The sequence below is a fragment of the Clostridium sp. CMCC3677 genome, assembly GCF_023845585.1.
GTDB classification, from domain to species: domain Bacteria; phylum Bacillota; class Clostridia; order Clostridiales; family Clostridiaceae; genus Clostridium; species Clostridium aquiflavi.
In genome coordinates this window covers 1-12,940 of record NZ_JAMQHS010000011.1, presented here as the reverse complement: position 1 = coordinate 12,940, position 12,940 = coordinate 1, and the positions used below count along the sequence as shown (strand labels likewise).

Here is a 12,940-nt window from a genome sequence, read left to right as displayed (position 1 = left end):
ATCAATGGTAGAAAAATTAAAAGATTATTTTAAGAAAAGTTTTTCTAACGGTCCGAAGGCAAAAATCATAATAACAACAATTGCTGTGGCGATTGTTATTACAGCGACATTAATGAGTGTAAGGAAAACACTTACTATAAGTATAGACGGAAAAGAAGAAAATTTTGTCACGTATAAATGGACTGTGAAAGATGTGTTACAAGATAATGGAATAGAATTGGCAGAAAAAGATAAGGTAGAACCATCATTGGATTCTAGAGTATCTGAAAAAGAATTAATTACAATTAAGAAAGCTATTCCAGTAAATATTACTTTTAGTGATAAAGTTGTAACATTAGAAACAGCAGAAGATACTATTGGAGATATGCTACAAACAGAATCAGACGTACTAAAAGAGCAAGGTGTAGAATTTGAAGAAGGAACAGATGAAGTATTACCTTCTTTAGATACAGGAATAGAACAAAACTTAGACGTTAAGATTGTTAAGGTAGAGACTAAAGACATTGTAGAAAAGGAAAAAATAAACTTCGATACAGTGGTACAAAAAGATTCAAGTCTTGATAGTAGCGTTCAACAAGTTAAGAGTGAAGGAACTAATGGAGAAAAACAAATAACATATAAAGTTATTATTAAAGATGGTCAAGAGATTTCTAAAGAAGTAAAAAGTACTAAAGTTATTGCTGAACCTGTAAATAAGATTGTTGTAAAAGGGACAGGCAATGTATATGCAAGTAGGGGAGCAGGTAATATAGCATATAAGAAAAAATTATCTGTTGTTGCAACTGCATATAGTGGACATAGTACTACAGCTACAGGCAGAAGACCTGTTAGAAATTCTAATGGATTAAGTACAATCGCTGTTGACCCATCAGTTATTCCTTTAGGAAGTAAAGTTTATGTTGAAGGATATGGATACGCCATTGCAGCTGATACTGGTGGTGCAATAAAAGGAAATATAATTGATTTATACTTAGATTCATCAAATGAATGTATAAAATGGGGAAGAAGACCCGTCAATTTATTCATAGTAGCTTATCCAGGAGAATGGTAGTTGATTTTTAGGAGATAACATGTTAGTTATCTCTTTTTTTTATTTAAATAATTTGAAGTTTGATATACTATTATTAGTAGGTATATTAATCATGCAGTAATGAAAGGAAGTATAAGATTGATTAAAGAAGTAATTGTGGTTGAAGGAAGAGACGATGTTGATGCTGTTAAAAAAGCATTAGATGCTGAAATAATAGCAGTAGGTGGATTTGGAATAAATGCTAAGGTTATAGAGAGAATAAAAGAAGCTCAAAAGAGAAAAGGTGTAATAGTTCTTACTGATCCAGATTTTGCTGGTGAAAAGATAAGAAGAATTATTTCTAAAAGAGTAGAAGGAATAAAGCATGCGTATATTTCTAAAGAAGATGGTCTTAAAGATGGAGATATAGGGGTGGAAAATGCTTGTCCTGAAGTAATATTAAAAGCACTCGAAACAGCTAAAATAACTGTTGAGGAAAAAAGAAACTTTTTTACTATGCAAGATATGTTTTACTTTAAATTAACAAATGACTCAACATCTAAAGTAAGAAGAAGTATGCTTGGTAAAATTTTAGGTATAGGATATTGTAATACAGCTCAAATGATTTCTAGATTAAATAATTATGGAATAACAAAAGAGGAATTTGCAGACGCTATAGAAAAAATAGAAAAACAATTGGAAGTAGGGATAAAATAGATGGATTTAATGGATATAAAAACTAAAGAATTAGTTAAAAAATATAATTTTAGGTTTTCAAAAAGTTTAGGTCAAAACTTTTTATTAGATGATTCTGTTCTTAGAGATATAGTAGATGGAGCAGACGTTAATGAAAATGATTTTGTTATAGAAATAGGTCCGGGAGTAGGTACTTTAACAGCTAAGTTATTGCAAAAAGCTAAGAGAGTAACTTGTATAGAATTAGATAATGACTTGATTCCTATTTTACAACAAGAATTAGGTGAATATGATAAATTTGAATTAATACATAATGATGCTTTAAAAGTAGACTTTAATGAAATAATGAAAGATGAAGAACATGTTAAACTAGTTGCAAACCTTCCTTATTATGTTACAACACCTATAATAGTAAAGTTACTTAAGGAAAATCATAAGTTTGAATCTTTAACTATAATGATACAAAAAGAAGTGGCTGAAAGAATAAATGCGGAACCTAATTGTAAAGAATACGGAGCATTATCTGTTTTGGTTCAGTATTATTGTAATACTAAAATTATAAGAAAAGTATCACCAGAAAGTTTTATGCCAAGACCTAAGGTTGATTCTATAGTTATAAGATTAGACAGATTAAATGAACCAAGAGTTAACGTACAAGATAAAAAACTTTTATTTGATATAGTTAGATCAGGTTTTAATATGAGAAGAAAAACTTTGTGGAATGCTACTAAGTTAATAGGTCTTTCGAAAGAAAATTTACAAAAAGCTTTTGATTCTTGCAATATAGATCCGAAAAGAAGAGCGGAAACATTAACTATTGAAGAATTTGCAGCTTTAGCAGATAGCATATATGATCTTAGAAAAAATAATTAAATTATATATTTAATTTAAAATTAGTGTTGATTTTTGAGTATAAAAGCTCATAGATAAATATAAATATTTAATTAAAAGACGATCTAGCATTATAGTATTTAATCATAATCTATCAATAAAAGCATATACTTTATTGAATAAATATATGTGGAGGGATTATGGTAGTGGCACATAATAAATTATATAGAAATTTTATAATTTTACAGCAAGATGAAAAAATCAACTCAGAGTCTACCGAAAAAGCTTTGTCTGGATATGCTAAAGTGGAAGCAAAGGGAGATAAGTGTAAAATATCTTTTTATGCTCAAAATCTGAAACAAGAAGAAGATTATTCCGTAGTACTTATCTGTTGTAAAAAGGACATGAAACAATTAATTGATTTGGGGTCTCTAAAAATAAATGATGTTGGAAAAGGAGATACAAGTAAAGAATACTATATAAATAACATAGCTGGTTTAGGCATATCTTATGAAAAAATAAATGGCGCTGCTATTTGTAAAGCAAATTCAGGAGAAGTTGCATTTATGATGTATGGCTTCATAAATGGAGAAGAACCAAAAGAAAATTGGAAAAAGCTTAAAGTTGCAAAAGAAGATGATGCTTCAGAGAAAATAACTACCAATGATACTAGAAGTAAAACAATTATAAAACCAGAAGATACTGGAAGTAAAGTATCTATAAAATCAGATACTACCTCAAATATGAAAGATAAAGGTAGTGAAAAGAAAGAGTCTATAAACAATTCTGATAAGATAAATATAGATATGGATTTTGAATGCAACGAAGATGATAATCGCAATAAAAATAAGAAGTACAAAGAAAAATGTGAAGATGCCTGTGAAGATAAGTGCGAAAAGAAATACAAAGAAAAATGCGAAAAGAAATGCGAAGATGTCTGTGAAGAAAAATGCGAAAAGAAATGTGAAGATGTCTGTGAAGAAAAATGTGAAAAGAAATGTGAAGAAAAGTGTGAAGAAAAATGCAAGGATAAGTGTGAAGTAGTAAAAGAAGAACATAAAAAAGAATATAAAAAAGAAAAGAAGAATGAAGAAGAGAAAACAAAGAAAGATAAATATAATTTTAGCGAAACTGAAAAATGCAAAAAAATTATTGATGAGTTAAATGACGAATCTTATTGTACAAAGACAGTAAATCACAGAAGAATAGAAGAAAATACTAGAATTGATGGTGCTGATTTTGAACAATATGAAAAAGATATTGAAAAGTTAAAGATGGAGTCATCAAATAGCTTTAATATAAAAGGCAAAATTGGTGAATACTTTGAAAAAATTGCACAAGGATTTGAAGAATATCATGAAGGATTAGATGGTATTAAAAATTGTAAATGGTATAAGGTACCTATAAATAGAATTGATGATTTATTTAATATATCAGATTACAACAAATATACATTAGTATATTATCCGATGTTAAATTATTATCCTTATATAAGTAAAACTAAGTATTTTCTATTAGGATATAAGTGTAATTCTGTAGGAGAATTGACTCATATTGTTTATGCAATACCAGGAAGTAAAGATCTTTCAGAACAACCATATGAGGGCAAAACAGGATATGTTACATGGGCACATAACGATACTAGAAGCTCTGGCTATTGGCTTATGTTCTATGATTTCCAAAACTCAACAGTTGTAGTTCCTATGAAGTAGAAGAGGCAATATGAATAAAAAGCAAATACTAATATTGTCCATTTTACTTTCATTAATGATAGTGTTAGGTGTAACACAATCGTTTTTTAAAGAAACATTTACAGAAGTTGCTCTTGTAGAAAATGGGATAAACGAATTTAAGGATTATAATTTTGATGAGGGAAGATATATATTTTCATTACCAAGTGAATGGAGCGTATCGGAAAAGGAAAGCCAAGGACAGTATATTAGTTATAAGGCAAATTTTAAAGATAAAAATGATAAAATCACTGGATACTTAGAGGTTATAAATACTCAAATTGATCTTGGGAATTTTGCAGAAAGTGACTTGAAAAATTTACCTTTATCATATAAAAATGAGCAAATAATGCCTTTTAAATTAGAAGAAACATCAGGAGTTTTATCTCAATATAAAACTAAAGTAAAAAAGGGTTATACATTTGAAAATAGTTGTTATTATTTAAATAGTAATGATGGTAAAATTATAAAAGTTTTATTTAATGTAAAAGAAGACGATTATAAGGAAAATGTAAAAACTGTTTTTAATACTATAATATCTAGGATAAACATACAAAGTTAATAAAATTTGATATTAATATGTATAAGTATTATAATTTAAGTATCATGGAGGGATTAAGAATTCATCTATGATACTTAAATATTTTAAGGAGATACGCATGAAAATAATTTTATTTAAGGCGTTTGGTCTAGAAATAAAAAGTTACGGTTTAATGATTGCTATAGGAATACTTGTGGCAGCATCTTTGCTTTTAAAAAAAGGAAGAGAAAAAGGATATGATGAAGATTCCTTATTAAATCTAATTATTTTAACTGTAATCGGAGGAGTAGTAGGGGGTAAACTACTTTTTATTGTAACTGAATTTAAAAGTATATTAGAAGATCCAAGTATATTGTTGAATTTTGGTTATGGATTTGTTGTGTATGGAGCATTAATACTGGGTGCATTAACAATATATTTATATTGTAAAAGTAAGAACTGGAAAGTACTTAAGATTTTAGATTTAGTTGCACCAGGGTTAGCTATTGCACAAGGATTTGGACGTATAGGATGTTTTTTAGCTGGATGCTGTTATGGAAAAGAAACTAATCTTCCAATAGGGGTAGAGTTTCCAATAAATTCACTTGCACCAGCAGGTATTCATGTACATCCAACTCAAATTTACTCATCAATTTTTGATTTTTTACTAGGATTTTTCTTGTTATATTATTCTAAAAAAGAAAAGAAATCAGGTAAAGTAGTTTCTATGTACTTGATAATATATAGTATAGGAAGATTTATGGTAGAATTTTTTAGAAATGATCCAAGGGGGAATGTTGGGTTATTATCAACATCTCAATTTATAGCTGTATTTACATTAATTCTTGGATTAGCTATTTTTAATTTTCATAAATTTTTTAAGGGAGCGAAGAAATAAGTTGTTTAAGAAAAAAATTTTTATATTGCTTCTAACTCTAATTACTATTACTTCTATTTTGGTTGGATGCAGTACTTACGATAAATTAGCCATCACACTAGGGATTAAAAACAATAATTTCGAATATGTAAATCAAAGCAAAGTGGATAAAATTGTAATTCAAAGTGCTAGAGATACTGGATTTAGATTTATAATTACTGAGCCTAATGCAATAAATGATATGTACAAATTATTGTCAAATGGTAAAAAAGTATCTGAACGAAGCTCATTAGATGCAGATTATTATTTTGAAATTTGCATGGGAGATGAGGTTAAAAAGTATGACTATATAGTTGGTGCTGATGAAAGAGGAAAAGGAAATTTCTTTAATGATGAAGAATGTTTTTCAATTTCAAACCGTTTAGATGATACAATAATACAAAACTTATCTTTTGTAAGAAAACCAAGAAATTTTGAATATGTATATTATCAAACTATTTTAGCAGTATTGGAATCTGAAAAATCTAAAATAGATGCTTCTAATAAAGTAGGAATAGATATAAGTGGTGATATTGATTGTTTAAAATACATACTTTCAACAGATTTGAAACAATTTGAAAAAAATATTGATAAAGTCATTCCAAATGCTAAACTTGTTAAAAACAATTCTAATGAATTTGATACAATAATTAAAGTTAAAAACAGAGGATATAATAGTACCATTTTTAAAACTATGATTACCGTTGATAATAAAAAGGATAAAGTTTTCAATACTTATTATATATCAGCAGAATATAATTTTAGAAATTGGGATATCGATATTGGAGAAGTGAATAAAATGCCAAATGAGTGGTAAGAGGAGGAACAAATAATGGGAAGCTGTGACAATTGTCCAAGTAAAGATTCATGTGGATCAAAAGGTCAAGGATGTGAAAATTCTATACCTAAAATCATACCTACATATGGAAAAATTAAAAATGTAATAGGCGTTATTAGTGGAAAAGGTGGAGTAGGAAAGTCTACCGTTACAGGAATAATGGCAACTACTTTAGCTAAAAAAGGATATAAAGTAGGAGTTTTAGATGCAGATATAACAGGACCATCTATGCCTAGATTTTTTGGCATTAATGAAAAAAGAGGAAAGATAATTCCATTAGAAAATGATATGGTAAAGTTTGAACCTGTAATTACTGATTCAGGAATAAAAGTTATATCTATGAATCTTTTAACAGCAGTTGAAGAAGATCCAGTTATATGGAGAGGACCTGTAATTACAGGAGTATTAAAGCAAATGTTTATGGAAACTAATTGGGAAGAATTAGATTATTTACTTATAGATATGCCACCAGGAACTGGTGATATAGCTCTTACAGTAATGCAAGAATTCCCTATTACTGAGGTAATAATAGTATCAACTCCACAAGACATGGTATCAATGATTGTTAAAAAGCTAGTTATAATGGCTCAAAAGATAGGAATAAAAATTAGAGGCGTAGTTGAAAATATGGCATATATTACTTGCCCAGACTGCGATAAGAAGATAAGAGTATTTAGTACAAAATCTTCTGATGAACATGCAGAATATTTAGGATTACCTTTAATAGGTGAATTACCTATAAATGTAGAGTTAACAGAGGCTCTAGAAAAAGGTAAAGCAGAAGCTTACGTTATAGATAATGATTTATATTCATTAATATTTGAAGCTTTATATTAATATACATAACTCATCTTTCTTATGGAAATACTATAAATGTAATTTTATAATGAAAGGGTGAGTTTTTTGAAAGCAAAAGTAGATAAAGATACTTGTATAGGATGTGGCTTATGCCCATCAATATGTCCAGAATGTTTTGATATGCAAGACGATGGAAAAGCTGGTTCTATAGTTGAAGAGGTACCAAGTGCATACCAAGATTCTGCAAAAGAAGCAGAAACAAGTTGTCCGGTTAATGCAATCTCAGTAGAATAAAAAAATGTGGTGTTAAAAATTAAATTTTTAACACCACATTTTTTTATATCTATTAATCACATTTAGTATTATATATTACAGAATTTAATTTACTCAGTCCACTTTGCTTATGCATATATCAACACTCTGCTAAAACATAGCCTATTATAAAAATGAAAAATATATTGTTATAATATTTAATCTATGTTGTTACTCTATTATTATCTGATACGACTGAAATTATTCTTGCCATAGGAAGAGCAGCAACTATAACTAAACAAATGACTCCTTCTATTCCGATTATAGGAGCATTTACTGATAGAGAATATAATGCTGGAGACATTCCTTCAGGTGCAAAAGATCCAAAGAAAGCAACTCCAGATATAAAGTGGCATATAAACCTGCCTAACACTGCGAGTGTTACGCCTAAATACTTTTTATTTGGAAAAAATCCAGCGATACCTAAACATAGGAATGGTAATGGATAATCAAATAATACTTGAACAGGATGTAGAATATAAGGATCCATAACTAAAGTGATCATTCCATAAAGGAATCCAGTTAGGAATCCAACTTGTGGTCCATACATAAATGCAATTAGCAAAATAGGAACCATACTACCAAAGGTTATACTTCCGCCTTGTGGAAAATGATAAATTCTAAGAATTTTTAGAATTGTTGCCAATGCTAAGGCTATACCGATTCTAGCAATTAATTGAGGTGTAAATTTAATTTTTTTTGCTTTTACTAATACAACTAGTATAGCAATACACCCTAATAAAGTAATAAGTGATAATGGATTAGAAATAATAGTTTGTACATTTTCGGGCAAATGACTGTACAATTTCGAAATTTGTTTCGCCCAATCGTTAAAAATATTCATAAAAAAAACCTCCTTAATTGTGCTTAGGAGATTGTTAACCAATAAATATAAATTTTTATTATTCAAATAGAACAATAAAATATACTAAAAGACTTTTAGTGTTTATTAGTATAATAAATATATATTAAGCGGTTATACTTTCCTACGCCAGAATTAACTGGATCAGGTTCCGAGGGTTTATGAAATAAATCAAATCTCAGCACAAAGGCTCCCCTAGCACTATAATATATATTTATTTTACCCATATAACTATAGGTAGTCAACTACGTTATATGGGTTATATTTATTGTCTTTATTATAATGAGTGATATAACTTGATGAAACATCATTTAAATGGATTTTAGAACCATTTAATGAATTATTAGGAATATTATTACATGGCACTGTAGAATTAATATTATTTTTATCTATTACAATATCTTCTTTATAAGTTGAATCAATAATAAAGCCTTTCATAAATTAACACCATCCTTTAATAGTATTTTTAGTATTATTTAAATAAATATACATTAATAGAATTAAGGAATTTTGTGATGTTAAATTTAATTACTCTTTCCAGCTGTTCTTATATAGATATAAACACTCTGTAAAAGTATAGTTTAACTAAAAAGTGCCTTGCTTTAAAATATAAACTATTTTAAAACAAGGCACAAAATTAGTAAAGGTCATTATAAATTATTTTAAATACTTCTAAGGATTCTTCGATTTTAGGTTTTAGAAGTTTTTTCTTATGTTCATATTCTATTTTTCCTTTTGGAGTTAAATGATATATTTTTTGAAATTTTTTATTGGGATCATCCCATATTCCAACAATAAGAGCTTCTTTTTCTAACTTTTTTAGTAGGGGGTATATTCCACCAGTACTAGGAATCCATTTGTTATTAGTTCTTATACCTATTTGATTTGAAATTTCATTTCCGTTTGTGGGATTTAATGATAATATATATAAAACATATATAGGCAAAAGACCTTTGGTAAATACTTGCCCTACAGCTTCCTTTTCTTTCTTAACTTTTTTTAATTCAGAAATTTTACTCTTATATTCTTGGTATAATCTTTTTTCTTCATTTTTTATATCATCTATATGAGAAAAATTAAAGTCAGACATATTAATCTACCTTTTCAACAATGAATCCAAAAAGACCAGGTCCAGTATGAACTCCAAGTGCAGGTCCTATACTATACCCTAAATTACATTCTATTACATTATTTAAACTCTTAATATTTTCACATAATGCTTTTGCATCATCCAGTGCATTACCATCCATAACCCAGAATTTACATTTATTATTCTCGGTATAAGATTTAGCGACTTTTAATAATTTTGATGCAGATTGCTTTTTACCACGAGCTTTACAGTAAGTATGGAAGCAACCATTGTTATCTATTGTTATAACAGGCTTTAAGTTAAGAACGTCCCCGATAGTTCCAGCAACTCTACCTATTCTTCCACCTTTTTTTAGATATTCTAAAGTATCTATAGTAAAATATATATCTATATTAGATCTTAGTTTAGGAATTATCTTTACTATCTCATCAAATGATTTTCCTTCTTCAATAAGTTTTGCGGCTTCTAATACTATTACACCTTCTGCCATACTTAAACTTTTTGAATCATATACAAAGGTTTCTATACCTTCAAAGCTTTCACATGCTAATCTCATTGAATTATATGTTCCTGAAAATTCACTTGATAATGTTACTATAATTGCATGTGTATATCCCTCAGCAATTAATTGATTAAGAGTGTTGTTAAGTCTTTCGATACTTGGTAATGATGTTTTTGGAATTTCTCTAGGAAGTAATTCATAAAGAACATCAGAAGTTATTTCCAATTTATCATCATATTCTTTATCAGAAAAGATAATTTTAAAAGGTAATAATTTTATATTATATTTATTTAGGTCCTCAGTACATATATCGGATGCACTGTCAGTTAGTAATGCAATTTTATCCACTAAAAATTCCTCCTAGTAATATATTCTATTTATTAATTATATCACTATTGATAACTATATCAATAGTGATATAGTTATCAATAGTGATAAGTTCTTGTATAATGTTAATTATAAGAAGTCAAATTGAAAACAACCTTAAAATTTAACCAAATATAGAGATAAAAAGATATATTCACTAATAATTAAAAAATATCACCAATAAAACTAAACATTAACGGTATTGCTAACGCATATTTAATCAAGTATAATAGTACAGTATTATTAAAGTACTATATATTGTGTTGTGGAGGTAAGCAAAATGCTATATGTTGTAAAAAGAGATGGAAGAACGGTTGAGTTTAACGGAGAGAAGATTTCTCAAGCGATTAAAGGTGCTGCGCTAGAAATTGGGGTTACTTTAAGAGAAAGCCAAGTTTTGGAAACTGTACAAAAGGTGATTACTTATATAGAAGATACGAAAAAAGAAAAAATTACAGTAGAAGCAATTCAAAATTTGGTTGAGAAAGCTTTAGGTGAAGAGGATAAAAATATAGCTTTTGCATATTCATCATATAGAAGAGAAAGAACAAGAGTAAGAGACATAAAGTCAGATTTAATGAAAGCAATAGAAAAAATAGGTGTTGAAACTGATAGAGATAATGCGAATGTAGGAAACAATTTTAGTTCTAAGTTATTAAGAATAGCTTCTGAATCTAATAAATGGCATAATTTATCTACTATGCCCAAACATTTATCAAAAGCTCACGAAACAGGTGATCTTTATTATCATGATTTAGATAGTTATAATTTAACTACTAATTGTCTTCATATACCTACTAAAGAAATTCTAATTAATGGTTTTAATACAGGATATGGAACAATAAATGCACCTAAGAGAATAGAGACAGCTGCAGAATTATCATGCATATTATTACAATCTACTCAAAATGATATGTTTGGGGGGCAATCTCATCCAGACTTTGATAATGATTTGGCAGTTTTTATTCCTCCAACAAGAGACGAGATAAAAAAAGAATTAGAAGAATTAGATATTCCAAAAGAAAAGATGAACAGACTTATAGAGAAAACTTTAAGAAAAAGAGTTCATCAAGCAATGCAAGGTGTTATTTATAATTTAAATACTATGCATAGTAGAGCTGGATCACAAGTACCTTTTAGTTCTGTAAATATAGGAATACCAACTAATGATGATGCAGCATTAGTTTGTGAAGTATTTCTTTTAGAATATGAAAGAGGATTAGGTAAAGGAGAACAACCTATTTTCCCTAACATAATTTTTAGAGTAAAAGAAGGGGTTAATAGAGAAGAAAATGATCCGTACTATTATTTATATAAATTAGCTTGTAGAGTAGCAGCTAAAAGAATGAATCCTACTTTTATGAACATTGATGCAGATTTCAATAAAGAATATTATGATAAAGGATATGTTCCAGCTACTATGGGATGTAGAACTTATCTTATGAAAAATGTAAATGGAGAACCAGGATGTAAAGGAAGAGGAAATATAGCTCCTACTACAATTAATTTACCTAGAATAGGATTACAAGCCAAAGGTGATGTAGATAAGTTCTTTAAAATTTTAGATGCTAGATTATCTTTATCTAAGGAATCTTTATTGCATAGATATAATGTATTAAAGAATCTAAAGGTTAAAGATTTACCATTTATAGCAGGTCAAAATTTAATGGTGGGTTCAGAAAATTTAAAGCCAGAAGATTCTATTGAACCTATATTAAAACAAGGAACTTGGGGTATCGGATTTATAGGTCTTGCTGAGACATTAACAGCATTAATAGGTAGTCATCATGGAGAAACTGAAGAAGCAAGAGAATTAGGATTAAAGATAATTGGTCATATAAGAGAGTATTGCGATAGATTAACAGAAGAATATAGTTTAAATTGGAGCTGTTATGCAACTCCTGCTGAAGGATTATCAGGTAAATTTATAAAGCAAGATCAAAAAACATTTGGAATGATAAAAGGTATTACTGATAAAGAATACTATACAAATAGTTATCATGTACCAGTAGGGCATGCCATATCAATTAAGGATAAAATTGATATAGAAGCTCCATATCATAAACTTTGTAATGGAGGACATATAACTTATATAGAAGTTGATGATTTCCCAACTGAAGATGTTATTATGGATATAATAAGTTATGCATATAAAAACACTAATATAAGTTATATGGGAGTAAATTTCCATATAAGATATTGTAAAGATTGTGGAACTTATTTACACAGTAACGAAAGTAAATGTCCAACTTGTGATAGTACTGATATACAAGGTGTAAGTAGAGTAACAGGATATTTAAGTTTAGATGAGAGATTTGGTCCAGGAAAGTATCAAGAAAGAGCAGATAGAATATCTCATTTAGAAAGTCATAAGAAACATTATTAAAAAATTAGGCTCTGTTTTAGCAGGGTGTTGATATATGCATAAGCAAAGTGGACTGAGTAATTGAACTTAGGAATGCTAAAATGA

At 28.3% G+C, this 12,940-nt stretch carries 14 protein-coding genes and 1 riboswitch; of the genes, 10 read left to right on the top strand and 4 right to left on the bottom strand.

From position 1 onward, the window contains the following. Positions 1-4 precede the first annotated feature (4 nt). From NG901_RS13760 to NG901_RS13720, 9 genes are all read left to right on the top strand, one after another. Complete coding sequence (locus NG901_RS13760) at positions 5-1,051, top strand: resuscitation-promoting factor (protein ID WP_252215685.1); 1,047 nt, start codon at positions 5-7, stop codon at positions 1,049-1,051. 117 nt (positions 1,052-1,168) lie between these two features. Continuing rightward, positions 1,169-1,726, top strand: coding sequence for a ribonuclease M5 (rnmV, locus tag NG901_RS13755; RefSeq protein ID WP_252215878.1), 558 nt, complete (start codon positions 1,169-1,171; stop codon positions 1,724-1,726). Beyond that, complete coding sequence (gene rsmA, locus NG901_RS13750) at positions 1,727-2,578, top strand: 16S rRNA (adenine(1518)-N(6)/adenine(1519)-N(6))-dimethyltransferase RsmA (RefSeq protein ID WP_252215683.1); 852 nt, start codon at positions 1,727-1,729, stop codon at positions 2,576-2,578. A gap of 158 nt (positions 2,579-2,736) precedes the next feature. Continuing rightward, positions 2,737-4,248, top strand: a complete 1,512-nt coding sequence (locus tag NG901_RS13745) for a DUF7922 domain-containing protein (protein WP_252215681.1) — start codon at positions 2,737-2,739, stop codon at positions 4,246-4,248. Between the two features lie 10 nt (positions 4,249-4,258). Continuing rightward, positions 4,259-4,828: a hypothetical protein gene (locus tag NG901_RS13740; protein WP_252215679.1), complete on the top strand. Its 570-nt coding sequence runs from the start codon at positions 4,259-4,261 to the stop codon at positions 4,826-4,828. 97 nt (positions 4,829-4,925) lie between these two features. Then, on the top strand, positions 4,926-5,684 hold the full coding sequence (locus tag NG901_RS13735; RefSeq protein ID WP_252215677.1) for a prolipoprotein diacylglyceryl transferase: 759 nt from the start codon (positions 4,926-4,928) through the stop codon (positions 5,682-5,684). A 1-nt stretch (position 5,685) separates the two neighbouring features. Continuing rightward, positions 5,686-6,519: a YhfM domain-containing protein gene (locus NG901_RS13730; protein ID WP_252215674.1), complete on the top strand. Its 834-nt coding sequence runs from the start codon at positions 5,686-5,688 to the stop codon at positions 6,517-6,519. Positions 6,520-6,534: 15 nt separating this feature from the next. Then, positions 6,535-7,377 (top strand): Mrp/NBP35 family ATP-binding protein, encoded by an 843-nt coding sequence (locus NG901_RS13725; protein ID WP_252215673.1) that lies wholly within the window; start codon positions 6,535-6,537, stop codon positions 7,375-7,377. Positions 7,378-7,443: 66 nt separating this feature from the next. Further along, positions 7,444-7,632 (top strand): ferredoxin, encoded by a 189-nt coding sequence (locus NG901_RS13720; protein WP_252215669.1) that lies wholly within the window; start codon positions 7,444-7,446, stop codon positions 7,630-7,632. A gap of 181 nt (positions 7,633-7,813) precedes the next feature. Here NG901_RS13720 and thiT read toward each other — a convergent pair whose 3' ends face one another. From thiT to NG901_RS13700, 4 genes are all read right to left on the bottom strand, one after another. Continuing rightward, positions 7,814-8,494, bottom strand: coding sequence for an energy-coupled thiamine transporter ThiT (thiT, locus tag NG901_RS13715; protein WP_252215667.1), 681 nt, complete (start codon positions 8,492-8,494; stop codon positions 7,814-7,816). 122 nt (positions 8,495-8,616) lie between these two features. Continuing rightward, a riboswitch (TPP riboswitch) is annotated at positions 8,617-8,719 on the bottom strand. 24 nt (positions 8,720-8,743) lie between these two features. Then, positions 8,744-8,950, bottom strand: a complete 207-nt coding sequence (locus NG901_RS13710; RefSeq protein WP_252215664.1) for a hypothetical protein — start codon at positions 8,948-8,950, stop codon at positions 8,744-8,746. Between the two features lie 199 nt (positions 8,951-9,149). Continuing rightward, on the bottom strand, positions 9,150-9,602 hold the full coding sequence (locus tag NG901_RS13705; RefSeq protein ID WP_252215662.1) for a PadR family transcriptional regulator: 453 nt from the start codon (positions 9,600-9,602) through the stop codon (positions 9,150-9,152). A gap of 1 nt (position 9,603) precedes the next feature. Then, positions 9,604-10,452 (bottom strand): DegV family protein, encoded by an 849-nt coding sequence (locus NG901_RS13700; RefSeq protein WP_252215661.1) that lies wholly within the window; start codon positions 10,450-10,452, stop codon positions 9,604-9,606. A gap of 298 nt (positions 10,453-10,750) precedes the next feature. Here NG901_RS13700 and NG901_RS13695 point away from each other — a divergent pair, with 298 nt between their 5' ends. After that, positions 10,751-12,856 (top strand): anaerobic ribonucleoside triphosphate reductase, encoded by a 2,106-nt coding sequence (locus tag NG901_RS13695; protein ID WP_252215660.1) that lies wholly within the window; start codon positions 10,751-10,753, stop codon positions 12,854-12,856. Positions 12,857-12,940 lie beyond the last annotated feature (84 nt).